The sequence below is a fragment of the Streptomyces sp. NPDC092370 genome, assembly GCF_044755265.1.
Lineage (GTDB): Bacteria > Actinomycetota > Actinomycetes > Streptomycetales > Streptomycetaceae > Streptomyces.
Genome location: NZ_JBIVQO010000011.1, coordinates 1 through 22,301, shown reverse-complemented (window position 1 = coordinate 22,301; position 22,301 = coordinate 1). Strand labels below are relative to the sequence as shown.

At 73.6% G+C, this 22,301-nt stretch carries 18 protein-coding genes and 2 pseudogenes; 13 read left to right on the top strand and 7 right to left on the bottom strand.

The annotated features are described in order from the left end of the window. The first annotated feature begins 15 nt into the window (after positions 1-15). Positions 16-999, top strand: coding sequence for an ATP-grasp ribosomal peptide maturase (tgmB, locus tag ACIQHQ_RS28350; RefSeq protein WP_402616843.1), 984 nt, complete (start codon positions 16-18; stop codon positions 997-999). A 43-nt stretch (positions 1,000-1,042) separates the two neighbouring features. On the opposite strand, the gene ACIQHQ_RS28345 is transcribed toward tgmB, so the two are convergent. Then, positions 1,043-1,246 carry a hypothetical protein gene (locus ACIQHQ_RS28345; RefSeq protein WP_031111422.1) on the bottom strand — a complete coding sequence of 68 codons (204 nt, stop codon included), beginning with the start codon at positions 1,244-1,246 and terminating at the stop codon, positions 1,043-1,045. Positions 1,247-1,385: 139 nt separating this feature from the next. Continuing rightward, positions 1,386-1,841, bottom strand: a complete 456-nt coding sequence (locus ACIQHQ_RS28340; RefSeq protein WP_402616840.1) for a hypothetical protein — start codon at positions 1,839-1,841, stop codon at positions 1,386-1,388. Between the two features lie 185 nt (positions 1,842-2,026). Between ACIQHQ_RS28340 and ACIQHQ_RS28335 the strand changes: the two are divergent. Then, positions 2,027-2,989, top strand: a pseudogene (locus tag ACIQHQ_RS28335) (GlxA family transcriptional regulator); the annotation flags it as partial. Positions 2,990-3,045: 56 nt separating this feature from the next. Here the strand turns inward: ACIQHQ_RS28335 and ACIQHQ_RS28330 are convergent. Continuing rightward, positions 3,046-3,297 carry a DUF5133 domain-containing protein gene (locus ACIQHQ_RS28330; RefSeq protein WP_283972632.1) on the bottom strand — a complete coding sequence of 84 codons (252 nt, stop codon included), beginning with the start codon at positions 3,295-3,297 and terminating at the stop codon, positions 3,046-3,048. Between the two features lie 190 nt (positions 3,298-3,487). Then, entirely contained in the window at positions 3,488-4,345 is an 858-nt protein-coding gene (locus tag ACIQHQ_RS28325; RefSeq protein ID WP_402616837.1) for an aldo/keto reductase, read from the bottom strand. A 253-nt stretch (positions 4,346-4,598) separates the two neighbouring features. Between ACIQHQ_RS28325 and ACIQHQ_RS28320 the strand changes: the two genes are divergently transcribed. From ACIQHQ_RS28320 to ACIQHQ_RS28295, 6 genes are all read left to right on the top strand, one after another. Continuing rightward, entirely contained in the window at positions 4,599-6,173 is a 1,575-nt protein-coding gene (locus tag ACIQHQ_RS28320) for an acyl-CoA carboxylase subunit beta (RefSeq protein ID WP_402616834.1), read from the top strand. 61 nt (positions 6,174-6,234) lie between these two features. Next, positions 6,235-7,992, top strand: a complete 1,758-nt coding sequence (locus ACIQHQ_RS28315) for a fatty acyl-AMP ligase (RefSeq protein ID WP_402616831.1) — start codon at positions 6,235-6,237, stop codon at positions 7,990-7,992. Then, a complete protein-coding gene (locus ACIQHQ_RS28310; RefSeq protein WP_402616828.1) occupies positions 7,989-11,957 on the top strand; it encodes an acyltransferase domain-containing protein in 3,969 nt (1,322 codons plus the stop codon). Before ACIQHQ_RS28315 ends, ACIQHQ_RS28310 begins: the two co-directional genes overlap by 4 nt. A gap of 22 nt (positions 11,958-11,979) precedes the next feature. Next, positions 11,980-12,930 (top strand): alpha/beta hydrolase, encoded by a 951-nt coding sequence (locus tag ACIQHQ_RS28305; protein ID WP_402616825.1) that lies wholly within the window; start codon positions 11,980-11,982, stop codon positions 12,928-12,930. 122 nt (positions 12,931-13,052) lie between these two features. Continuing rightward, entirely contained in the window at positions 13,053-14,273 is a 1,221-nt protein-coding gene (locus ACIQHQ_RS28300; RefSeq protein WP_402616822.1) for a PucR family transcriptional regulator, read from the top strand. 151 nt (positions 14,274-14,424) lie between these two features. Beyond that, positions 14,425-15,066 (top strand): cutinase family protein, encoded by a 642-nt coding sequence (locus ACIQHQ_RS28295; protein ID WP_402616819.1) that lies wholly within the window; start codon positions 14,425-14,427, stop codon positions 15,064-15,066. Between the two features lie 71 nt (positions 15,067-15,137). Here the strand turns inward: ACIQHQ_RS28295 and ACIQHQ_RS28290 are convergent, their stop codons facing one another. Beyond that, positions 15,138-16,859 carry a hypothetical protein gene (locus ACIQHQ_RS28290; RefSeq protein ID WP_402616816.1) on the bottom strand — a complete coding sequence of 574 codons (1,722 nt, stop codon included), beginning with the start codon at positions 16,857-16,859 and terminating at the stop codon, positions 15,138-15,140. A 181-nt stretch (positions 16,860-17,040) separates the two neighbouring features. Here ACIQHQ_RS28290 and ACIQHQ_RS28285 point away from each other — a divergent pair, with 181 nt between their 5' ends. Next, complete coding sequence (locus ACIQHQ_RS28285) at positions 17,041-17,271, top strand: hypothetical protein (RefSeq protein ID WP_402616813.1); 231 nt, start codon at positions 17,041-17,043, stop codon at positions 17,269-17,271. 51 nt (positions 17,272-17,322) lie between these two features. Here the strand turns inward: ACIQHQ_RS28285 and ACIQHQ_RS28280 are convergent. Beyond that, a pseudogene (locus ACIQHQ_RS28280) lies at positions 17,323-17,499 on the bottom strand (aldo/keto reductase); the annotation flags it as partial. Positions 17,500-17,791: 292 nt separating this feature from the next. On the opposite strand from ACIQHQ_RS28280, the gene ACIQHQ_RS28275 reads away from it, so the two are divergent. Together ACIQHQ_RS28275 and ACIQHQ_RS28270 are read left to right on the top strand one after the other, a co-directional pair. Further along, on the top strand, positions 17,792-18,202 hold the full coding sequence (locus tag ACIQHQ_RS28275) for a VOC family protein (RefSeq protein ID WP_402616810.1): 411 nt from the start codon (positions 17,792-17,794) through the stop codon (positions 18,200-18,202). A gap of 100 nt (positions 18,203-18,302) precedes the next feature. After that, complete coding sequence (locus ACIQHQ_RS28270; protein WP_402616807.1) at positions 18,303-19,247, top strand: Gfo/Idh/MocA family protein; 945 nt, start codon at positions 18,303-18,305, stop codon at positions 19,245-19,247. On the opposite strand, the gene ACIQHQ_RS28265 is transcribed toward ACIQHQ_RS28270, so the two are convergent. Beyond that, complete coding sequence (locus ACIQHQ_RS28265; protein WP_402616804.1) at positions 19,225-20,115, bottom strand: GNAT family N-acetyltransferase; 891 nt, start codon at positions 20,113-20,115, stop codon at positions 19,225-19,227. The two genes, ACIQHQ_RS28270 and ACIQHQ_RS28265, sit on opposite strands and share 23 nt — an antisense overlap. A gap of 565 nt (positions 20,116-20,680) precedes the next feature. Between ACIQHQ_RS28265 and ACIQHQ_RS28260 the strand changes: the two genes are divergently transcribed. Together ACIQHQ_RS28260 and ACIQHQ_RS28255 are read left to right on the top strand one after the other, a co-directional pair. After that, positions 20,681-21,790 carry a PP2C family protein-serine/threonine phosphatase gene (locus ACIQHQ_RS28260; protein WP_402616801.1) on the top strand — a complete coding sequence of 370 codons (1,110 nt, stop codon included), beginning with the start codon at positions 20,681-20,683 and terminating at the stop codon, positions 21,788-21,790. A 214-nt stretch (positions 21,791-22,004) separates the two neighbouring features. Beyond that, positions 22,005-22,211, top strand: a complete 207-nt coding sequence (locus ACIQHQ_RS28255) for a hypothetical protein (RefSeq protein WP_283972647.1) — start codon at positions 22,005-22,007, stop codon at positions 22,209-22,211. Positions 22,212-22,301: the final 90 nt, after the last annotated feature.

Sequence of the window (22,301 nt, the reverse complement as noted above, 5' to 3'; positions counted from 1 at the left end):
CGCGGGTCGCCGAAGATGACCGTACTGATCCTCACCTGCGAGGAGGACGTGACCGCGGACATGGTGGTCGTGCACCTGAACGCGACGGGGGTTCCGGTGGTGCGCATCGACCCCGCCGATCTGACCGGTGGCGTCGCGCTGTCGGGGGAGTACGTGCACGGCCGGTTCCGCGGTCATCTGTCCGCCGGGGGGCGGCTGGTGAGCATCGGGGGGCTCCGTTCCGTGTGGGTACGCCGCCCGGGCGTCCCGGCCGCGCGGGCGGCCCAGCCGTCCGCATGGCTCACCGAGGAGGCCGCCCAGGCGCTCTACGGCATGCTGCGGGGCTCGGACGCGCGCTGGATGAACCAGCCCGACGCGGCGCGCCGCGCCCGGCACAAACCATGGCAGCTGCGTCTCGCCCAGAGATGCGGCCTGCCCGTGCCCGCGACGCTGATCACGACCTTTCCGCGCGCCGCCCGCGAGTTCGCCGAGCGCTACCCGGACCTGGTGGTCAAGCCGGTGTCCGGCGCGCATCCGCAGGATCCGCCGCGCGCCGTGCCGACCAGCCGGGTCGCGCCGGACACCGACTTCTCCGCCGTCGCGTTCGGGCCGACGCTGTTGCAGCGGCGGATCTCCAAGAGGGCCGACATCCGGCTCACCGTCGTGGGCGAACGGATGCTCGCCGCCCGCAAGGCGACCGTCCGGGACACGGACCCGGACGAGGTCGACGTGCGGTTCGCCCCGCCCGGCTCGCCGTGGGACCCCGTCGATGTGCCGGCCTCCGTCGCCCCGGGCGTCCTGTCCTACCTGCGTGAGGCGGAACTGGCCTACGGTGCCTTCGACTTCGTGGAGGACTCCGACGGGACGTGGTGGTTCCTGGAGTGCAACCAGTCGGGGCAGTTCGGGTTCGTCGAGGTGGAGACGGGTCAGCCGATCGCCCGCAGCATCGCCGAGTGGCTGTCCCGGCCCGTTCCGGTCCAGCCGTCCCATGTGAACGGCTGGAACACGAAGGTTCGTTGAGTACCGGGCCCGGCCCGGACCGGGCCCGGTTCCCCCGCCCGGGTCACTGGGGCCGAGGGCCGGGGAGCATGCCCGCGCGCTGCCAGCCGGCGCCCGGGGAGTGCGGGCGGTCGTAGCCGAGGGACTGTGAGGGCCGCATGACCAGCTCCAGTTCCCTGCTCACACGTTCGGCCTCGCGGCGCACCTGTGCGGGGACATCGCCACGCTCCGCGATGAGTCGGTCGTAGATGGGGGAATCCTGGAACACCCGTCAACGTGCCTTTCTGCTCGTCGGCCCCGTGCGGGGGCGAGACTGCGAGTGTAGGCGGCTGGATGTCCCTGAGTGTGAATTCCTTGGGATGACTTGACGCAGACCGGACATCCGTGACAGGGAAAGCGGCGCCTTCTCAGGCTCCCGTCGTGGAACCCGGCCGGACGATCATCAGTACGGTGACCGTCGCCCACAGCAGATTGAAGACGCCGGTGAACATGGCCAGTTGCGCGGTGCTCCCCCGGTCGACGCCCTGCTCCGACTTCAACCGGCCGAGCAGTTCCTCCTGGCGGGGCAGGACGAAGGCGACCAGGATGCCGGCGGCCGCGGCCGTCAGGGCGATGGAGGTGACGAGCCATCCGCTGCCGAGGACGCCCATGACGGCCGCGGTGGCGAACCCGAGGAGCGGGACGGTCAGCCCGACGCCGGCGTAGACGCGGCAGATGCGGTGCAGCAGCGCGACGGTTCCCACCCCCGCCGCGTCGGGGGCGGCGCGCCGCGCCGCGGGCGGGAACATGCTGGCCGCGACGGTCACGGGGCCAATGGCGACGATGGCGGCCAGAACATGGAGGGACAGCAGGATCTTGGTCACCGGGGCTCTTTCCAGGATGTGATCAACGGCGCCCACGGTAGGACGCCCCGGCGTGATCGCCCCAGAGGCTGAAACGACAGCTTCCAACGGGTTCTCGCCAACTGTGCTGACCTGCCTCCCCCTCGCCCCGGGCCGCGAGGCCCCGCTCCGCGCGGCTGGCGGGAATGCGCCTAGGGTGGTCGTTCATGCACTCCGTGGCGATCCTTGTCCTCGATCATGTGGTGCCGTTCGACATGGCGGCGCCCCAGCAGACGTTCGCCTGGACCCAGATGCCGGACGGGCGGCCCGCCTACCGGGTCCGGCTGTGCGCCGAGACACCCGAGGTGCGCGCGGACGGGGGCTTCACCCTGCGGATCGAGCGAGGGCTGGAGGCGCTGGCGGAGGCGGACACCATCATCGTGCCGGGCTGCTCCCCCGACGGCGCCCCGCCGTCCGCGCGGGTGCTGGCGGCCCTGCGGGAGGCGGCCGAGGCCGGCACCAGGATCGCCTCGGTGTGTGTCGGCGCCTTCGTGCTGGCGGAGGCCGGGCTGCTGGACGGGCTGCGCGCCACCACGCACTGGGTGGCCGCAGGCGAACTGGCCCGCCGCTTCCCGCTGGTCGAGGTCGAGCCGGACGTGCTGTACGTCGACAACGGCCAGATCCTCACCTCGGCCGGGGCGGCCGCCGCCCTGGATCTGTGTCTGCACATGATCCGGCGGGACCTGGGATCGGCCGTCGCCGCGAACATCGCCCGCATGTCGGTCATGCCGTTGGAGCGGGAGGGCGGGCAGGCCCAGTTCATCGTGCACGAGCATCCCCCCGTGCCCCGGGGCTCGGCGCTGGAACCGCTGCTCGAGTGGATCGAGGACAACCTGGCGCACGAGGTGACGCTGGGCGGGCTGGCGGCACGGGCCGGAATGAGCGAGCGGACCTTCAGCCGCCGCTTCCGCGAGCAGACCGGCACGACACCGCTGCAATGGCTGCTGCGGGCACGGGTGCGCCGCGCCCAGTACCTGCTGGAGAACTCCGACCATTCCGTCGAGCGGATCGCGCGCCAGACGGGGTTCGGCTCGCCGACCGCGTTCCGGGAGCGGTTCCGCAAGGTGGTGGGCACCACGCCGCACACGTACCGCACGGCGTTCCACGGGCGGAGAAACGCCTCGGCGGCCCCTTCCCGGGAGCCGCCGAGGCGCGCCACCCGGTCCGTGCCGGGCCTCTCCACCTGTCAGCCGACCAGCTTCAGGCCGTTCTCCCCGTCCGCGTCGGCGGCGTCGGGCCGCCCCTCGGTGAGCAGCAGGACGTCCGCCTTGGCGATGGCGTCGCTTATGTCGGACGTCCCCATCATCACGCACAGCGTGTAGCTGACGTCCTCCAGCTCGCGTGCCGCCGTCGGCACGTGCCTCTCCGACTGTGCGATCCTCAGCGACGCGTACCGCGTCAGCAGCTCCCTGACGATCTTCCGGTCCGGTACAAGCACGTAAGCGCCCCTCTCTCTTTTCGCTGCGTATGCCCGAGCCGCACGCAAACATTCACACCTTTTTCTCACCTGAGGCGGATTTGACGAGAACCGATCGGATGCGCGGGGGCGTACGTGCAAGCCGGCGCTTCTTCGTCGACAGCACCGGACCCGGGGCGGCGGGCGGCCGTCCCCGGGTCCCGTGGGCCGCTCAGGCGGCGTCCAGCTCCGCCAGCTCCTCGGCGCTCAGGACGAGGTCGGCGGCGGCGAGCGAGTCACGGATGGTCTCGGGCCTGCTCGCGCCCGGGATCGGGACGACCACGGGCGACTGGGCGAGCATCCAGGCCAGGCACACGCGCTGGGGGCTCACGCCGTGCGCGTCGGCGATGCGGGCGAAGGAGGCGTGGCCCGAGCCCAGTTCGCCGGCCTTGGAGATGCCGCCGAGGGGGCTCCAGGGCAGAAAGGCGATGCCGAGTTCGTCACACAGGCGCAGCTCCGGCTCGCTGGAGCGGAAGGCGGGGGAGAACTGGTTCTGCACGGAGACCAGGCGGCCGCCGAGGATCTCGTTCGCCTGCCGGATCTGCTCGGGGTTCGCGTTCGAGATACCGGCCATGCGGATCTTGCCCTCGTCCAGCAGTTCCCGGATCGCGCCGACGGACTCGGCGTACGGGACGCGCGGGTCGGGACGGTGGAACTGGTAGAGGCCGATGGCCTCGGCGCCGAGCCGGCGCAGGGACTCCTCGCAGGCCGCCTTGAGGTGGCGGGGGCTGCCGTCGAGCGTCCAGCTGCCGTCGCCGGGACGCAGGTGGCCGCCCTTGGTGGCGACCAGGACGTCGCCGCCGCGGTCGTGGGAGGCGAGGGCCTTGGCGATCAGGGTCTCGTTGTGACCGACCTCGTCGGCGTCGCGGTGGTAGGCGTCCGCGGTGTCGATCAGGGTCACACCGGAGTCGAGGGCGGCGTGGATGGTCGCGAGGGAGCGCTCCTCCTGCGGTCGTCCCTCGATGGACATGGGCATGGCGCCCAGGCCGATCGCGCTGACCTCGACGTCACCGATGCGGCGGGTGTGCATGGGTTCGTGACCTCTTCCGGCTGTCGGGCGATGGTGCACTCCAGCCTGGACGCCGCACGGCCGGGGGTCCAATAGAAGAAGGAGAACGCATTCAGCACTCCGGCCACTGAATCGCGCCGGACCCCCGGAAGCCCCCTTGTCACAGGGGGATGAAACCCCGCGTCCGAGGACTCATCTCCCCCACACAGACCGTCGATCCGTAGGGCATGCCTCCGCCTCGCTGCCATATTCGAGAACCACTTCGGAGGTGGTTGTGAGCACAGAGGTGACAGCATCCGGTCCGGGGGAGACGGTGACGCACACGCCCGGAGGCACCGCGGAGCGCGTCGCCGGCCTGGAGCACCGCCGGGAGCGGGCGGTGGCCCCGGGCGGGCCGCGCAGACGCGGGGAGTTCTCCGCCCGGGAGCGCATCGAACGGCTCCTGGACAAGGACTCCTTCACCGAGACCGGCCTGTTCGTCCGGGCCCGGCCCGCCGGGCACGACGCGCGCCGCCCTTACGGCGACGGGGTGGTCACCGGGTACGGCACGGTCGACGGCCGCCCGGTGTGCGTCTTCGCCCAGGACTCCACGGTGTTCGGCGGCAGCATGGGCGAGGCCTTCGGCGAGAAGACCGTCGCCCTGATGGAGCTGGCCCTGAAGACGGGCTGCCCGGTGATCGGCCTGAACGACTCCGGCGGCGCCCGCATCCAGGAGGGCGTCGCCTCGCTGGCCCTCTACGCCGAACTGGTGCGCCGCAACGTCAAGGCGTCCGGGGTGATCCCGCAGATCTCGGTCGTCCTCGGCCCGTGTGCGGGCGGCGCCGCGTACTCGCCGGCGATCACCGACTTCACGGTGATGGTGGACGGCGCCTCGCACATGTTCGTCACCGGCCCCGACGTCATCGAGACGGTCACCGGCGAGCGCACCACCGCCGAGGAGCTGGGCGGCGCCCGCACCAGCAACACGGTCAACGGCAACGCGCACTTCCTGGCCGCCGACGAGGAGGACGCCCTCGACACGGTGCGGGACCTGCTGTCGTACCTGCCGGCCAACAACCTGGAACGGCCCCCGGAGTACGCCCGGGGGCACGCTCCGCCCGGGACCGGGCTCGACGAGGTCGTCCCGGACCGGCTCGGCGAGGCCTACGACATGCGGGACATCCTGCGCGCGGTCGTCGACGACGGTGAACTGCTGCCGGTGCAGGAGCTGTTCGCGCCGAACATCATCTGCGCCCTGGCCCGCGTCGAGGGCCGCTCGGTGGGCGTCGTCGCCAACCAGCCGCTGCACTCCGCCGGGGTCCTCGACATCGACGCGTCCGAGAAGGCGGCGCGGTTCGTGCGGTTCTGCGACGCGTTCGGCATCCCGCTGCTGACCTTCACCGACGTGCCCGGCTATCTGTCCGGGGTGCGTCAGGAGCAGGCCGGCATCATCCGGCGCGGGGCGAAACTGCTGTACGCCTACGCCGAGGCCACCGTCCCCAAGGTCACGGTCGTGGTGCGTAAGGCGTACGGCGGCGGATACGCGGTGATGGGCTCCAAGCACCTGGGCGCCGACGTCAATCTCGCCTGGCCCACCGCCCGGATCGCCGTCATGGGCGCCGAGGGGGCCGTCGGTGTCCTGCACCGGCGTGAACTCGCCGCGTCCGAGGACCCGGAGGCGCTGCGCGCCCGCCTCCTCGCCGCGTACGAGAACACCCACGGCACTCCGTACCTCGCCGCCGAGCGCGGATACGTCGACGCCGTCATCGCACCGCGCGAGACCCGGGAGCAGGTCTGCCGCGCCCTGCGCGCACTGCGCGGCAAACGCGCCCCGATGCCGGAACGCCGGCACGGCAACATCCCCCTCTAGCCGTCCCCTCCCCCCCTTTTGCGACCCCTAGGCCGATCCGCGCCGTGAGGAGCCCCGCCTGATGGACAGCCGCCGCCCCCCGCTCGCGCCCGTGTGCCCCACACTGCCGGAGTACGTACGGCACTGGGCCGACACCACCCCCGAACGCCGGGCCTTCACCTACGTCGAGCACCCGGCCCCGCACTCCCGCGGCGTCCACCGCACCCTGACCTGGCGCCGCCTGGACGTGCGGGTCCGGGCGCTCGCCGCCCGCCTCGCGGACCAGGCGGGCCCCGGGGACCGGGTCGCGCTGCTGTGCCCGCAGGGCACGGAGTACGTGACCGCCTTCCTCGCGGCCCTGACCGCCGGGCTGGTCGCCGTGCCGCTGTATCCGCCGGGTCTGCCCGGGCACGCGGACCGGCTCGCGGGCGTCCTGGCCGACGCGCGCCCCTCGGTCGTGGTGACCACGAGCCGGGCCCGGGACGAGGTGCGGGCCTTCCTCGGGTCCGGAGGGCCGCGGATCGTCGTCGCGGACGAGGTGCCCGACGACGAGGGCCGGGACCGGCAGACGGCTGCCCCGGACGCCGGGGCACCCGCCTACCTCCAGTACACCTCCGGTTCGACCCGGGCCCCGGCCGGCGTGGAGATCAGTCACGGCAACGTCGTCGCCAACGCCCGCCAGGCGCTGGCCGCCTACGGCGTGGACAGCGGCCCGGTGACCTGCGTGGGCTGGCTGCCGCTCTACCACGACATGGGGCTGGTGCTCAGCGTCGCGGCCCCGGTGGTGCGCGGGGAGCTGTCCGTGCTGATGGACCCGGCGGCGTTCCTGCACGAGCCGGTGCGCTGGCTGCGGCTGCTCGCCGCGCATCCGAACGCCGTGAGCGCCGCGCCCAACTTCGCCTACGACTACTGCGTCGCGACCGTCACCGCCGACCAGAAGGAGGGTCTGCGGCTGGACAAGGTGACCGCCCTGATCAACGGCAGTGAGCCGGTCCGCCCGGGCACGGCCGACCGTTTCCACGCGGCGTTCGCGGGCCAGGGCCTGGCGCCCGGGACGCACTGTCCGTCGTACGGGCTGGCCGAGGCCACGGTGTTCGTGTGCGCGGCCCGCCCGGGTGAGCCGCTGAGCCGGTTCGCGCTCGACCGCGACGCCCTGGCGGCCGGAAAGGCCCTGCCCGCCCCTCCCGGTGATCCCCGGGCGGTGCTGCTGGCGGGCTGCGGCACCCCGGCGGGTCAGCGGGTCCGGATCGCCGACCCGGTGACGCGGGTGCCGCTGCCGGAGGGCGAGGTCGGGGAGATCTGGGTGCAGGGGCCGAACGTGGGCCGCGGCTACCGGAACCGGGACTCGAAGGAGGTCTTCGGCGCGCAGTTCGCGGACACCGCGGCCGGTCCGGGCCGCTGGCTGCGCACGGGAGACCTGGGAACGGTGCTGGAAGGGCAGCTGGTCGTCACGGGACGGCTGAAGGACCTGATCATCGTCGACGGGCGCAACCACTACCCGCAGGACGTCGAGGCGACGGCCCAGGAGGCACACGAGGCGGTGCGCCGGGACCGGCTGGCCGCCTTCGCCGTGCCGGGTGGCGCCGGTGGCGAGCGCGCGGTCGTGGTGGCGGAGCACGCCCGGACCGTGCGGCTCGCCGAGCTGGACGTGGCGGCTCTGGTGCGTGCCGTGCGCGGTGCCGTCTCCGCCCGGCACGGGCTGCGGCTGACCGATGTGGTCCTGGTGCCGCCGGGCACGGTGCCACGGACCTCCAGCGGCAAGGTGTCCCGGGCGCTGACCCGCACCCGGTACCTGGAGGGCGTCTACGGCGGGCAGGACCGGGCGGGTGCCGCGGAATGAGGCGCGTCGACGAGAGCGCGCTGCGCCGGCTGATCGCCGAGCGGGTGGCCGCCTGGACCGGCGCGTCCCCTCAGGACGTCCCGATGGACCGGCCGCTCGCGGACCTCGGCATGGCCTCCCGCGACGCCGTCGCCCTGGCCGGTGAGCTGTCCCGCGCCACGGGCCGTGAGCTGCCGACGACGCTGCTGTGGGAGGCGCCCACCGGGGACGCCCTGGTGGCGCGGCTGTGCGCCCCGGAGGGTGTGGGGGCCGGGGCGGCGCCGGCGTCGCGTCCCACGGCTTCGGGCACCGCGGCCGAGCCGGTCGCGGTCATCGGGATCGGCTGCCGCCTGCCCGGCGGGGCGCACGGCCCGGACGGCTACTGGCGTGTGCTCACCGACGGCGTCGACGCGATCCGGCGCGTCCCGGAGGACCGCTGGCGCGACTTCACCGCGTTCCCGCCCGCCGACGCGCACCCCTACGGGGGCTATCTCGACGACATCGCCGGGTTCGACGCGGACTTCTTCCGCGTCACCCCGCGCGAGGCCGCGGTGATGGACCCCCAGCAGCGGCTCCTGCTGGAGGTCGTCCACGAGGCGCTCGACCACGCCGCCGTGCCGGCCGGGTCCCTGGCGGGCACCGCCACCGGCGTGTTCGTGGGCATCTCCGCGCCGGAGTACGGGCAGCTGACGGGCGCCGACCCGGCCGCCGTGGATCCCTGGGCGCCCGCCGGCGGTGCCCTCGGCGTCGCCGCCGGACGGCTCGCCTACGTCCTGGACACCCGGGGGCCGAGCCTGGCCGTCGACACGGCCTGCTCCTCCTCGCTGGTCGCGGTGCACCACGCCTGCGTCAGCCTGCGCACGGGAGAGAGCGACACGGCGATCGCCGCGGGCGTCAACCTGCTGCTGTCACCCACCGTCACCGTCGCCTTCCGCAGGGCGGGCGCCCTCGCGCCGGACGGGCGCTGCAAGCCGTTCTCGGCGGCGGCCGACGGCATCGGGCGCGGCGAGGGCTGTGCGGCCGTGATCCTGAAGCGGCTGTCCGACGCCGAGCGGGACGGCGACCGTGTGCTGGCCGTCGTCCGGGCCAGCGCCGTCAACTCCGACGGCCGCTCGAACGGCCTCATGGCGCCCAACCCGGCCGCACAGCGGGCGCTGCTGGAGAGGGCGTACGCGCAGGCCGGGCTCGCCACCGAGCACGTCGACTACGTGGAGGCCCACGGCACCGGCACCCCGCTGGGCGACCCGATCGAGGCGGGTGCGCTCGGCGCGGTGCTGGGCGCGGGCCGCGACCCCGATCAGCCGCTGCTGCTGGGGTCCGCCAAGGGCAACATCGGTCATCTGGAGTCCGCGGCGGGTGTCGCGGGCCTGGTGAAGACCGTGCTGGCGCTGCACCACGACACCATCCCGCCGTCGCTGCACTGCGAGCAGGGCAGCTCGCTGGCCGATGCCCGGCTGCGGGTGGTGACCGAGCCGGAGCCCTGGCCCCGCTACGGCGGCACGGCCGTCGCGGGCGTCTCCGGGTTCGGGTTCGGCGGCACCAACGCCCATGTGGTGCTGGAGGAAGGGCCGCCCGGCCTGGCTCCCGTCCGGCCGGCCGAGGAGCCGGCGGCCCGCCTGCATCTGCTCTCCGACGTCGACACCGAGCGCCTCCGCGACACGGCGGGCCGGCTCGCGGCCCGGCTGCGTGACAGCGCCGCGCACCCCGCCGACGTGGCCCGGACCCTGGCCGGGCGCACGGGCCGCGGCCCGGTACGCGCCGCCGTGGTCGCCCGCGACCGCGCCGAACTGGCGGACGTCCTGGACACGTTGGCGGCCGGACACCCCGACGCGCGGGTGACGACCGGGGACCGCGACCGCCTCGGGCGGGGCACGGTGTGGGTCTTCTCCGGCTACGGCAGCCAGTGGCCCGGCATGGGGCGCCGGCTGCTGGCCGAGGAACCCGCCTTCGCCGCCGCCGTCGAGAAGCTCGACCCGCAGCTCGCCCCGGAGTGCGGCCTGTCCCTCTACGACCATCTGGCCTCGGGTGAGGGTCTCGACCGTCTGGAGGTCGCCCAACCGGTGCTGTTCGGAGTGCAGTTGGCGCTCGCCGAGCTGTGGCGTTCCCACGGGGTCGAGCCCGCCGCCGTGATCGGCCACTCCATGGGCGAGGTGGCGGCGGCGGTGTGCGCGGGCGCGCTGGACGTGGCGGACGGGGCGCGTGTCATCGCCGTACGGGCCCGGCTGCTGAGCGGTCTGCGCGGCGGCGCGATGGCCGTGGTGGACCTGGACGACGCCGAACTGGACGGCCTGGCGCGGGACTTCCCGGCGGTGCATGTGGCCGTGCACTCCTCCCCCCGGCAGAAGGTCGTCACCGGCGAGGGGGCGGCGGTGGCCGCGCTCGTGCGCCGGCTGCAGGGACAGGGCCGGGCGGCCAGGGCCATGCGGGTCGTCGGCGCCGGACACTCGCCGCAGGTGGACGGGCTGCTGCCGGAGCTGATGGACGCGCTGTCGGGGATCCGGGGACGGCCGCCACGCGTCCCGGTCCACTCCACGGTCCTCGACGACCCGCGCGGAGACTGCCTCTTCGACGCCGCGCACTGGGCGGCCAACCTGCGTCGGCCGGTGCGGCTGGACCGGGCCCTCGCCTCGGCCGCGGCCGACGGCCACACGGCCTTCGTCGAGATCTCCCCCCACCCCGTGCTGACCGGTGCCGTCGCCGACACCGTGCCCGGCGCCCTCGCCCTGGCCACCCTGCGCCGGGACGCCGACGGATCGGAGGCGTTCGCCGGGCAGTTGGGTGCCCTGTACGCGGCGGGACAGCGGCTGCCCGTGCCGCCGGGGCGGGTCATCGATCTGCCGCTGCCCCGGTGGCGGCACGTACGGCACTGGTGGACCGACGGCCGGAGGGCGAGCTCGGAGCCGCTGCCCGAGGAGCCTGCTGCCGCACCGACGGAATCCTCCTCGGTCCTGGCCCGGCTGATCCACCACACGGCAGCCGTCACCGGCCACTCCCCCGCCCGCATCGCCCCGGGCACCGCGTGGACCGACCTCGGGCTGGACTCGCTGATGGCCGTGCGGATCCGCACGGCGGTGGAACGCGATTTCGGCGTCGAACTGCCCCTGCGCGACCTGTTCGCCGCCGTCACCGTCGAGGACGCCGCCACCCGCGTTCAGCGCGCCCTCCCCGGCGAGGACGGGCCGGTTCGGCCCCTGCGCACCGGCGGCACGCGGCCCCCACTGTTCCTCGTCCACGCCGCCGGCGGCCCGGTCACCGTCTACCGGGCGCTCACCGAACGCCTCGGCGCCGACCAGCCGGTGTACGGGCTGGAGCGGATCGAGGAGGCCCGGACCGTGCCCGAGAAGGCGCGGCGCTACGCCGAGGCGATCAACGCCGCCCACCCGGACGGGCCCTGCCTGCTGGGCGGCTGGTCCTTCGGCGGGTTCGTCGCCCAGGAGACCGCGCGGCACCTGACCGCCGCCGGGCGGGAGGTGCGGCTGGTCGTGCTCATCGACTCCGTACGGCCCCTCCCCCGCCCGGGCCTGACGCGGGCCGACCGGATCCGGGCACACTTCGAGGGCTTCGCCCACCATGTCGCCGACGCCTACGGCGTGCGGCTGGAGTTGCCGTACGACGCGCTCGTGGCCATGGACGACGACGCGGCCCGGATCGACTCCGTGCTGCGGGCCCTGCGCGAGGCCGCCGACGTGCCGTCCGCCGCGCTGGAGCACCAGCGGGCCTCCTACCTGGACATGGGCATCGGCGAGGCTCACCGGCCCGGCGGCCACGGCGGGCCGGTCGTCCTCTACCGGGCCACCGAATCCGCGCCGCACACCGTGCGCGACCCGGCGTACGAGCGGGACGACCCGGCGCTGGGCTGGGACGAGGTGTGCCCCCGTCTGGAGGTGGTGCCGGTGCCCGGCCACCATCTGTCGCTGCTCGATCCGCCGCACGTCGACGCGATCGCCGCCCATCTGAGCCGCCTGCTCGCCGAGCCGGCCCCCTGACCCTGGAGCCCGAGGAGCCGTCATGCCCGACCTGCCGCACCAGCCCGCTGCCGGAGTGTCCCGCCGCACCGTCGCCAGAGCGACGGCCGCCGGTCTCGCCGCCCTGTTCGGGGCCTCGGCCGGCACCGCCCCCGCCCGGGCGGCCGGCCGGCTCGGGCCGCGCACGCTGGACGTGTCCGTGCCCTCCGCCGCCCTCGGCCGCAACGCACCGGTCCGGCTGATCCTGCCGTCGGACTTCGGTACGCGCCCTGAGAAGAAGTACCCCGTGCTGTACCTGCTGCACGGCGCCCACGACGACTACACCTCCTGGACCCGCGAGACGGACATCGAGGCGTTCACCGCGGGCCGCGACCTGATCGTGGCGATGCCGGACGCGGGCCCCACCGGCATCCCGAGCGTCTGGCGCGGCGGCCCCGACTACGAGACGTTCCAGGTGAGGGAGGTGCCGGCACTGCTCGCCCGGGACTACCGGGCCTCCGGCGTCCGGGCGGTCGCCGGGGTCTCCACCGGCGGCTACGGGGCGATGGCCCACGCGGCCCGCCACCCCGGGGCGTTCGCCGCGGCGGCCTCCTACAGCGGCATCCTGGACACCACCGCCCCCGGTGTTCCCGCCATCATTGACGCGATCGTGGCCCGCGAGAACCTGCCGGCCGCGTCCCTGTGGGGCAATCCACTGCTCAACCTTCTGACCTGGCGGGACTTCAACCCGCGCGCCCGCGCCACCGGGTTGCGCGGCACGGCCCTGTACGTCTCGCAGGGCAGCGGGGTGGGCGGCGGCGGTGATCCGCTGCCCGGAATACTGGAGAGCGCCCTGTGGCCCTCGGCCCAGGGTTTCGCCCGCACGCTGGCCCTCCTGGGGGTACCGGCCACCACGCACTTCTACGGGGGAGGCGGGCACGACTGGGCGCACTGGAAGCCGGAGTTCACGGCCTCGTGGCCTGTCCTCGCCCGTGCACTGGGGGTGCCCGAGTGACGGGGGTGCCGTCGGGGCACGGAACGGAGCGGAGGGGTCGTCCGTCCAACACGGGACTTCCCACTCGTCCCACAGGCGACAGCCCGCGGGTGAGCCGCTTCCGGTCGAAAGGAGTGTCCGTGATGGCCGTGCCCACTCCACACGGCGTGCCGCACCGCCCCGCCGCGCCACAGGTGCCGCCCGAGCTGGCGGAGCTGCTGCGCGCCAATCTGGCGGCCGTCGCCGACGAGGTGGAGGAGGAAGTCTGCCGCCAGGTCCCCGAGTACGCGCGGCCCGCCGACGGGACCTACCGCCAGAACCTCCGGTCCGGGGTGGTGCAGGCGCTGACCTTGTTCGTCGACCACATCGCCGACCCGCGCGACGACGGGGGCGCGATCGCGGCGACGTACTACGAACTCGGGCGGGGTGAGGCCCTGGAGGGCCGCAGCCTGGACGCGCTGCAGTCCGCGCTGCGCGTCGGCGGCATGCGCGCCTGGCGGCTGATGGGGCGTACGGCGGAGGAACTGGGGCTGGACTCGGCGGTCGTGGCCGGGCTGGGGGAGCTGGCGTTCAGGACCGTGCACGAGGTCGCCCAGGCGGCCGCGGCCGGGTACGCGGAGGCCCAGCTGCGCAGCAGCGACGAGGTGGAGCGCCGCCGCAAGCGCCTGCTCGACCTGCTCCTGGAGGACGGGCCGGTGCCGCTGGAGGCCGTGCAGGACCTGGCGCACAGCGCGCGCTGGCCGGTGCCCCGGACGGTCGCCGTCGTGGCGCTCGCGGCGGCGCCGGACCGGCGGGAGGAGGACCGGCCGCTGGCGGCGGCGGGTGCCCTGGTGGACATGGGGCCCCGTCCGCCGCGCATGCTGGTGCCCGAACCGGACGGTCCGGGCGGCATCGGCGGCCGGGCGTTCACGCTCGCGCTGCGCGGCCGGCCCGCCGCGGTCGGGCCGACGGTCGCGGTCACCGAGGCCGCGCAGTCGCTGCGCCTGGCCACCCGGGCGCTCGGACTGATGGGCCGTGGGGTGCTCCCCCGTCAGGGCGTGGTGCGCTGTTCGGAGCATCTGTCGACGCTGCTGCTGTATGGCGACGAGCCACTGCTGGAGCGGCTGGGGGCACGGGTCCTCGCGCCCCTCGGCACCGTGTCGGCGGGGCAGCGCGACCGGCTCGCCGAGACACTGCTGGCCTGGCTGCTCAGCGGCAGCAACGTGCCGGACGTCGCCGTGCGGCTGCACATCCACCCGCAGACGGTCCGCTACCGCCTGCGCCAGCTGGAGAAGCTCTTCGGTGACTGCCTGCACGACCCGGAGACCCGCCTCGACCTCATTCTGGCGTTGCGCGCGGAATCACTGCGCCCGCCACAGGACTGACGTCCTGAATTCAGGCGGCGCACTCAATCGGCGACAAAAACCGGCGACTTTTCCATAATCCCGTCCATAACAGGGGTCGGAAGAAAGCGAATACGTTCGGGGCGTTCTTTTTCGCAGGCGCTCTACGCGCCTCCCACGCGGAGGATCCCCCATGCGTATCCGTATGTGTCTCGCGGCGCTCTCGCTGGCCGGCGGGGCCGGACTCGCCACCCTCACGGCGCCCCCGGCCATGGCCGCGGCCTGCTCGGACGTCGAGGTCGTCGCAGCCCGCGGCACCTTCGAGCCGGGCACCCTCGGCTTCATCGTCGGCGACCCGGTGTATTCCGCGCTGCAGAAGAAGGCAGCGGGCAAGAATCTGTCAAGCTACAAGGTGAACTACCCCGCCGACCTCTCCCCCACATCCGCGGCGCAGGGCAATCTGGACCTGGTGAACCATGTGAAGAGCCAGGCCGCTTCCTGCCCGAATCAGAAGTTCGTTCTCGTCGGCTATTCGCAGGGCGCGAACGTCGTCGACAACTCGATCGGCATCAGCAGCGCGGGCGCGGTGGTCGGCAGCCCCATCGTGGCCACGCTGCCCGCGGCTCTCGAGCCGAAGGTCGCCGCGGTGCTGCTGTTCGGCAACCCGATCCGGGCGCTCGGCAAGAGCGTCACCGGCACGTACCAGGGCCGCACGCTCGACCTCTGCGCCAAGGGCGACCCCGTCTGCGAGAACGGCGGGGGCGACGTCGGCGCGCACCTGAGCTACCGGGACGACGCCGAGGAGGCGGCCACGTTCGCCGCGGGCAGGCTCTGAGTCACGCCGGTACACGAAGGGGCCCGGGAGGAGATCCTCCCGGGCCCCGGGCGTGCGGGCCGGACGGCTAGCTAGCGAGGTGCCCGGGCGAAGCCGGCAAGGCTGGTGGAGACGGGCTCCGGCCGGCCGTCGTTCTGCACGGGCGCGGCGGTCAGCACGTCTAGGTGCTGGTAGCCGTCGGCGACCACGGGGTGCAGCTCGGCCGGGACCCGGCCGGCCAGCAGTCCCTCACCGGCGAGCACGGTGAGCACCGGATTGGCCTTGAGCCCTTCGGGATGGACGACGAGCTGCTTCACCTGCGGGGAGGTGGCCAGCTGGATGTCCGTGACCAGCTTGGTCGGGAAGTACTGCTCGGTGAAGTCCAGCGGCTGCTCGGCGAGGCTGCGGGCCAGTTGCCGCACGTCGGTGACCTCTTCGCCGGCGCCGGTGAACGGGGTGCCGTCGGCCGACCGGTACCCCGGGTCGTCGGCATCGCCGACCCGGTCGTAGTTGCGCCAGGTGTAGAGCGGGCCCTTCGGCTTGTCGGGGATGGCCTTGTACGCGGTGCCGTACGGTCCGGCCTGCCCGTCACCGCCGTTGGCGACGGGGAAGCTCTTGTCGGCGATCGGTCCGCCGTCGAAGAAGCCCACGCTGGTCTGCAGGAACGCCAGCGGTACGGAGTTGTCGTCCAGCAGCGCCCCGAGCACGGCACCGTTGGTGAGGCGGAAGTCCTTCACCGCGGGCTTGCCGCTGAGGAAGGCCGCGGTGTCCTTGGCGAACAGGAATCGGTGGGTCGCCTCGATGTTGAGGTTGGAGGGCAGGTAGCGGGGCAGGTCGGCCTCGCCCTCCAGGTCCTTCAGGGCGCCGAGACCGGCGATGCCGAGCAGGGTCATGGTCTCGGGGTTGAGCAGCACCGGCGCGGACAGTGTGCGCGGCAGTACTCCGCTGTCGAGCCCGGCCTGCACGACGCCGTGACCGAGACCGATGTCGGGCAGGTTGGTGTCGTCGGGGATGCTCCCGCTGAGGTCGGCCAGCGAGGTGGAGACGGTCGTGTCGAGAGCGAAGTAGCCGGCGCACTGGTTGTACCCGGCGTCCGCCGTGGTGGCGCGGTCGCCGTCGAAGTCGGCGGCGGCGAAGTAACCGGTGATCACACCGCCCAGCGAGTGCCCGCCGCACAGCACCTTCCGCTTGCGGAGCGCCTGGGAGGGCAACTCGGCGGTGAGGAGGTCGTACTGGTCGCGTACGGTCTGCTCGATGCCGAGCTTCGCCATCCAGCCCAGTTGGGCGTTGCCGGCGTAGCCGCCGAAGGTCCGGCCGCCGACCTGCTTGCCGCGGTAGTAGTAGTCGACCGCGGTGTGCTGGTCGCCGGAGGCGATGCCGGTGCGGTCCTCCAGGCAGTTGGAGCGCCGGTCCAGCGCCCAGAACTCGATGTGCAGTCCCTGCTCAGCGGCCTTCGTGACGGTGTTGCGGGCGACGCTGTCGAAGGCGCCGGCTCCTTCGAGGATGCCGGGCTGGGCGATGAGGACGCGGTCCGCGTCGGCCGAGGCGGCCGGTCCGCCCGCGGAGCGGTAGCGCAGGTACGACAGCCAGTCGCACGCCGCCGGACGAGCCCCGGCCGATGTAGGCAACGGCACCTTCACCCGCACCACCGATTCGACCACTCCGGTCACCGGCGAGGTCGATTTCACCGGCGTCTCGGTGCGCGTCCCGTCGGCTCGGGCGCCGGGGGCGGCAGCCGTGAGTGTCCCGGTGGTCAGCAGCACCGCCAGCACGGCACCGCACCACTTCCCTCTACGCATACGGTTCATGTCCATGCCAGGGACGCTAGGGCGGCGCCGTCACCGCTCTCAGCCACTGCTGATGAGAACTCAGCTTCCGGATCGTGCCTTGTCACCGGCGCACAGCGCGCCCCGGCGCCGGGGCGCGGCACGGGTGCGTAACGCTTCCGGGCGCCACCGAGCTGCGAACCAGCCGTTTCGGGAGCATGGTGGGGCTATGGACGGTCAACCCCCTGTGGTCGTGCAGCCGCCCGCGACGGACGGCGGACGGCTGGTGACCATCCGTGGCGAGCGCATGGGCGTCGCCTACAGTCTCTTCGACGTGCTGGATCTGCTGCACCGCGAGGGCCTGCCCACCACCGACACGGCCGTAGACGACACCCAGCTGATCGAGTGGCGGGGCGGCGGCCCGTACGACTGGAACAACGGGGCGTCCGAGGAGGCGTGAGCCTGCGCACGGCGGGCCCGGATGTTCAGTCCGCTCCAGCCCCTGCGGCCCCTTCGCCCACCGGTCCAGACGGTCGCGCTGGGCGGGCGTCAGCTTCGGGTCGGCCGCTGCGAGGTTCTCCTCAAGGTGCCGGATCCGGGCCGTACCGGGAATCGGCAGGACGACCGGCGCACGGTCGAGGAGCCGGGCCAGAGCGACCTGCGTGGGCGTGGCCCCGAGCTCGACGGCCCGCCGGGCGGCCGCGAGGGCGTTCTCCCGGTCGAGGCCGGGGCCGGTCGGCAGGTGCATCGCGCCGAAGCCGAGCCGGCGCACCTCCAGATCTCCCCCGATGCGGACCGTGGATGTCATGAGCCGCCGCCTCCCCCTCCGCTCAAGGGGCCACATCAACAGGGCAGTCGGCGAGCACTCCGGCTGCTGCGGCACGTGACCCCGATCCAGCGCGGCCCGCTCGACGAGCCGGTGCCGGTGCCCGGCGATACGCTGCGCGCAACCACCTCTTATCCCCTTTTGGGAGGTTCTCATGGCCTCGCGTCTCAATCCGTACCTCAGCTTCAACGGTGACGCCCGGCAGGCGATGGAGTTCTACAAGGAGGTCTTCGGCGGCACGCTCTCCCTCAACAGCTACGGAGACTTCGGGCAGGCGGACGCAGCGAACGCCGACAAGATCATGCACGGCATGCTGGAAACCACCGGCGGCTTCACCCTGATGGGCGCCGACAACCCGCCGGGCATGGAGACCGAGCAGGGCAGCTCCTACTCCGTGAGCCTGAGCGGCGACGACGCCGCCGAGCTGCGCGGCTACTGGGAGAAGCTGTCCGACGGCGGCTCGGTGTCGGTGCCGCTGGAGAAGCAGATGTGGGGCGACGTGTTCGGCATGTGCACCGACCGCTTCGGCGTCCCCTGGATGGTCAACATCAGCTCGGAGAGCTGAGCAGCGGAGCCCGGCGGTTCGGGACCGTCCGCCCCGAAGGCCGCCCGTGCCGTTGTCCTGTGGCACGCTCTTCGTCCTGGCAGCGCGGAGAGGCGGCGGTATGCGGATAGGACTGCTCGGCACCGGACCCTGGGCGCGGATGGCCCACGCACCCGCGTTGAGCGAACACGACGGGCTGGACTTCGCCGGGGTGTGGGGCCGCCGTCCGGAGGCCGCCGAGGAGCTGGCCGAGCGGCACGGCGCGCGGGCGTACGACGACGTCGACGAGTTGTTCGCCGACGTGGACGCCGTGGCCGTGGCGCTGCCGCCGGAGGTGCAGGCCGGGCTCGCCGCGCGGGCGGCACGGGCCGGATGCCATCTGCTGCTGGACAAGCCGCTCGCGCCGACGGTGGAGCAGGGGCGGGCGGTGGTCGAGGCGGCCGAGGAGGCCGGTGTCGCCTCGATCGTGTTCTTCACGACGCGCTTCCAGCCCGAGCCGGCGGCGTGGATCGCCGAGCAGGCCGCGGTGCCGGGCTGGTTCACCGGGCGGGCCGAGTGGCTCGGGGCGGTGTTCACCGGCGAGAGTCCCTTCGCGACGCCGTGGCGGCGGGAGAAGGGCGCCCTGTGGGACGTCGGCCCGCACGCCCTGTCCGTGCTGCTGCCGGTCCTCGGCGACGTGCGGCGGGTGACGGCGGCGGCGTACGGGCCCGGCGACACGTCCCATCTCGTCCTCGACCACTCGGAGGGCGCGTCGAGCACCCTGACCCTGAGCCTCACGGCACCGGCCGCCGCTGCCGGTGCCGCCGTGGAGCTACGGGGAGAGGCCGGGGTCGCGGTGCTCCCCGACAGCGCCGACGGAGCGGTGCCCGCGCTGATGCGGGCCGCGGACGCCCTGCTCGACGCCGCCCGGACCGGCCACCCGCATGCCTGTGACGCGGCGTTCGGGCTGCGGGTGACGGAGATCCTCATGGCGGCCCAGGACCTGCTGAACGACGGGTCCTGGCCAGGGGATGTCCCCGACCGGTTCCCGGTCGACGGCCCGGCTACCGCGCCGGGTCGAAGTTGAGCCGTTCCTTCACCACCGGGAAGCCGGCCTTGGCGAAGTTCGCCGCCATGGGGAAGTTGCCCTGGTCCGTGGCCGCGGCGACGGACTCCGCCCCCTGTTCGACGAGGAAGTGGGTGCACTCGGCCAGGAGGTCGTAGGCGTAGCCGTGCCCGCGCTGGTCGGGCAGGACGCCGATGAAGCCGATGCAGGGGCCGGACGGGTTGTGGGCCGGGATGTGGATGCCGGCCATCCTGCCCTGCGGGGTGTAGGCCACCTGCCACCACTCGCGGGGCGACGGGCACCAGTGGAAGAAGTCGAGCTCCTCCTGCGCCGCCTGGTCGAGTCCGCCCCGCTCGATGGCCTTGAGGGCGTGGGCGTCCAGGGTGGCGGAGTGGATGCGGCGCAGCGCGTCGAAGAACACGGCGTCGTCCGGTTCGGCCCGGAACTCCAGGCGCCCGGGCCGCTCGGGCAGACCGTGCTCCGGGGTCCAGCGATACAGGAGGCGTTCGACCAGGAGGACGTAACCGGCCTTGCGGGCGGCGGCGAGTCGGGTCTCGGCGGCGGCGCGCAGTTCCGGGTCGTCGCGCCAGCCGGTGGGCAGGTTCAGCTCCAGTTCGACCTGCCAGGGGGCGGAGCGCAGGAGCGCGGCGCCCGCTTCCTCCTCGCCCTCGGCCACGTCGAACCAGTTGAGGTTGACGGGCTCGGTGTCGTCGGGCCCGCCCCACCAGGCGCCGCGGGCGACGACACGGCCGTCGCGCAGGGCCACCCGCTTCCAGTCGGGGCGGTGGCGGGTCAGCCGGTGGCCCTCACGGGCGCCCAGCGGGTCGGGCAGGGTGTCGAAGAGTTCGGCATCGCTCGTGTCGAGCGCGCGGATGACCGGATCGGTCATGGGATGTCCTCCGGGACGCAAGCTGCTCGGAGCGCTCCCGGTCGGTCAGTCGAGGCACGCCGGGACAACGGGGAGGGAGCGCGGGTACGGGGTGAACTGCACGGCTCTGCCCTCCTTTTCGCCGGTCTCAGGGCGTGGCGCGCCACACGCTACGGGATCCCCGGCGGGCCGTCCATCGCTTTCCCGGCACGCGGGCCGGGTCACGTCGGTCCCCGGCCGCGGGGGCGCTGCACGACTGCGCCGCATTCACGTACAGCTCCTGGGCATGTCCCCCGAACGACCATGGTCGAGTGCTCAGTGTGCCCCTCAGCTCCCGGTGACCTGGGCGAGGGACCGGGCGACCGGCACGCTGCGTGACGGCGGGCGGGCGTGTCGCCGCGGTGGGGCAAGTCCCCGGGTTCGCGCGGCGTCATCGCGCCGGTCCAACGGGCTGGACGCCCGACTGTTCACACGAGGACTGCTTCGCGCCCGCCATCGACGAGGTGGCGAGTCCGCACCCGGCCGGGACCTGAAGGTGGCGCGGGCCCGGCGTGCGGCGGCCGGTCGGGCGTAGCAGCGTGGTGGTGTGAACAGTGTGCGCGGCCGGTTTGCGCGCCGGGACCCGGACCGGCGGGGCTGGCTGCGCGGTGCACCGCCGCCCGGCTGGGCCCGGGTGCTGCCGTCGGCACTGCTGGCGGCCGTGTGCGCGGCGGAGCTGATCAGTCCGGAGCCCCTCGACATCGGCTTTCTGCTGGGCGCCATCCCGCCCCTGGCCGTGCTGGCGCACGGACCGGTGACGACGGCTGTGCTCGGCGCGCTGGTGGTGGTCGTGCTGACCGTGCCCGTCTTCAACCTCGACGATCCCGGCAGCACCGACCTGCTGACGGTGTGCTTCGTCTCGGTGCTGAGCGTGCTGCTGTCGTACGTCCGCACCAGGCGGGACGCGCAACTGGTCACCGAGCGGGCCGTCGCCGAGGTCGCCCAGCGCGCCGTCGTGCCGCCTCTGCCGGAACGGGTCGGGCCGGTGCGGTGTGCTGGCCTGTACCGGGCCGCGCAGAGCGGAACGCTGGTCGGCGGCGACTTCTTCGACGTACGGGCGGGCCCCTACGGCGTACGGGCCGTCATGGGCGATGTGCAGGGGCACGGGCTGTCGGCCGTGGCGACGGTCGCGTCGCTGCTGGGCGCCTTTCGGGAGGCGGTGCTGGACCAGCCGGCCCCGGAAGCCGTGGCGGCCCGGCTCGACCGGAGGCTGGCGGTGGACTCGGCGGGCGAGCCGCACGCCGAGCTGTTCGCCACGGCGGTGCTGCTCGACTTCTCCGCCGACGCCAGGCTGGTGCGGATCGTGGCGTGCGGGCAGGCCGGACCGCTGCTGCTGCGGGACGGGCGGGTCGTGGAGCTGGACGTCGAGCCGTGCACTCCCCTCGGTCTCGGACTCGCCGAGGCCGCTCCGCCCCGGGCCGTCTCGGTGCCGCTGAGGGCCGGTGACCGGCTTTTCCTCGCCTCCGACGGCGTCACCGAGGCCAGGGACGCCGACGGGGTCTTCTATCCGCTGGTAGAGCGGCTTGCGGGTCTCGCCGCCGAGGACCCGGCCGCGCTGGCCGAGCGGGTCTGGAGCGACCTCGTGGGGCACTGCCCGGATGTGCGGGACGACGTCACGATGCTGGTGCTCGCGCCCCGCCCGCGCGGAGGGCCATGACAACGGCCGCCCTCGGCGGGGCCGTACGACCGGTACGTCACAGTCCTTGATCTCACACTGGTTGGTCGAACGCGGGGTTCAGGAGACCGTTCACGTTCGGGGCCGGGCCCGCGCTCTCCGGATGCACGCGGCGCTCCCGCGGGGAATGGTGATATCGGACCCGTTTTTCAGCACCGGGGCCGCACCAGCGATCCGGACCCTAGGAGCAGAGAACATGTCGACATCACAGCCCGCCGCGTCCCAGCAGCCCGAGGACCGCGCCACCCCGGACCGCCTGCTCCACGCCCGCACCGGCACCGACGTGTCGCCGGAGGACCTGGTCCTCGCCTCGGGCAAGGACCTCACCCCGCACACCATCGAGTGGGCCAAGCGCAAGCTGGCGGCGGAGGGACCGGCCGCCCTGGAGAAGCTGCTCCCCTAGCTGTTCTGCCCGGGGAGGTTGTGGACAGGTGAGCCAGGTCTCGGTTGAGGGATCTTGAACAGGTGAGGGCCTTCCGGGTTCGGTGTGGAT

Coding starts and splice junctions, on each gene's coding strand:
- ACIQHQ_RS28265 (WP_402616804.1), bottom strand. CDS start 20,115: ATGACCGATCCGGTCATCCGCGCGCTCGACACGAGCGATGCCGAACTC.
- tgmB (WP_402616843.1), top strand. CDS start 16: ATGACCGTACTGATCCTCACCTGCGAGGAGGACGTGACCGCGGACATG.
- ACIQHQ_RS28300 (WP_402616822.1), top strand. CDS start 13,053: ATGGCCGTGCCCACTCCACACGGCGTGCCGCACCGCCCCGCCGCGCCA.
- ACIQHQ_RS28315 (WP_402616831.1), top strand. CDS start 6,235: ATGGACAGCCGCCGCCCCCCGCTCGCGCCCGTGTGCCCCACACTGCCG.
- ACIQHQ_RS28255 (WP_283972647.1), top strand. CDS start 22,005: ATGTCGACATCACAGCCCGCCGCGTCCCAGCAGCCCGAGGACCGCGCC.
- ACIQHQ_RS28285 (WP_402616813.1), top strand. CDS start 17,041: ATGGACGGTCAACCCCCTGTGGTCGTGCAGCCGCCCGCGACGGACGGC.
- ACIQHQ_RS28290 (WP_402616816.1), bottom strand. CDS start 16,859: ATGGACATGAACCGTATGCGTAGAGGGAAGTGGTGCGGTGCCGTGCTG.
- ACIQHQ_RS28295 (WP_402616819.1), top strand. CDS start 14,425: ATGCGTATCCGTATGTGTCTCGCGGCGCTCTCGCTGGCCGGCGGGGCC.
- ACIQHQ_RS28325 (WP_402616837.1), bottom strand. CDS start 4,345: ATGCACACCCGCCGCATCGGTGACGTCGAGGTCAGCGCGATCGGCCTG.
- ACIQHQ_RS28275 (WP_402616810.1), top strand. CDS start 17,792: ATGGCCTCGCGTCTCAATCCGTACCTCAGCTTCAACGGTGACGCCCGG.
- ACIQHQ_RS28305 (WP_402616825.1), top strand. CDS start 11,980: ATGCCCGACCTGCCGCACCAGCCCGCTGCCGGAGTGTCCCGCCGCACC.
- ACIQHQ_RS28270 (WP_402616807.1), top strand. CDS start 18,303: ATGCGGATAGGACTGCTCGGCACCGGACCCTGGGCGCGGATGGCCCAC.
- ACIQHQ_RS28310 (WP_402616828.1), top strand. CDS start 7,989: ATGAGGCGCGTCGACGAGAGCGCGCTGCGCCGGCTGATCGCCGAGCGG.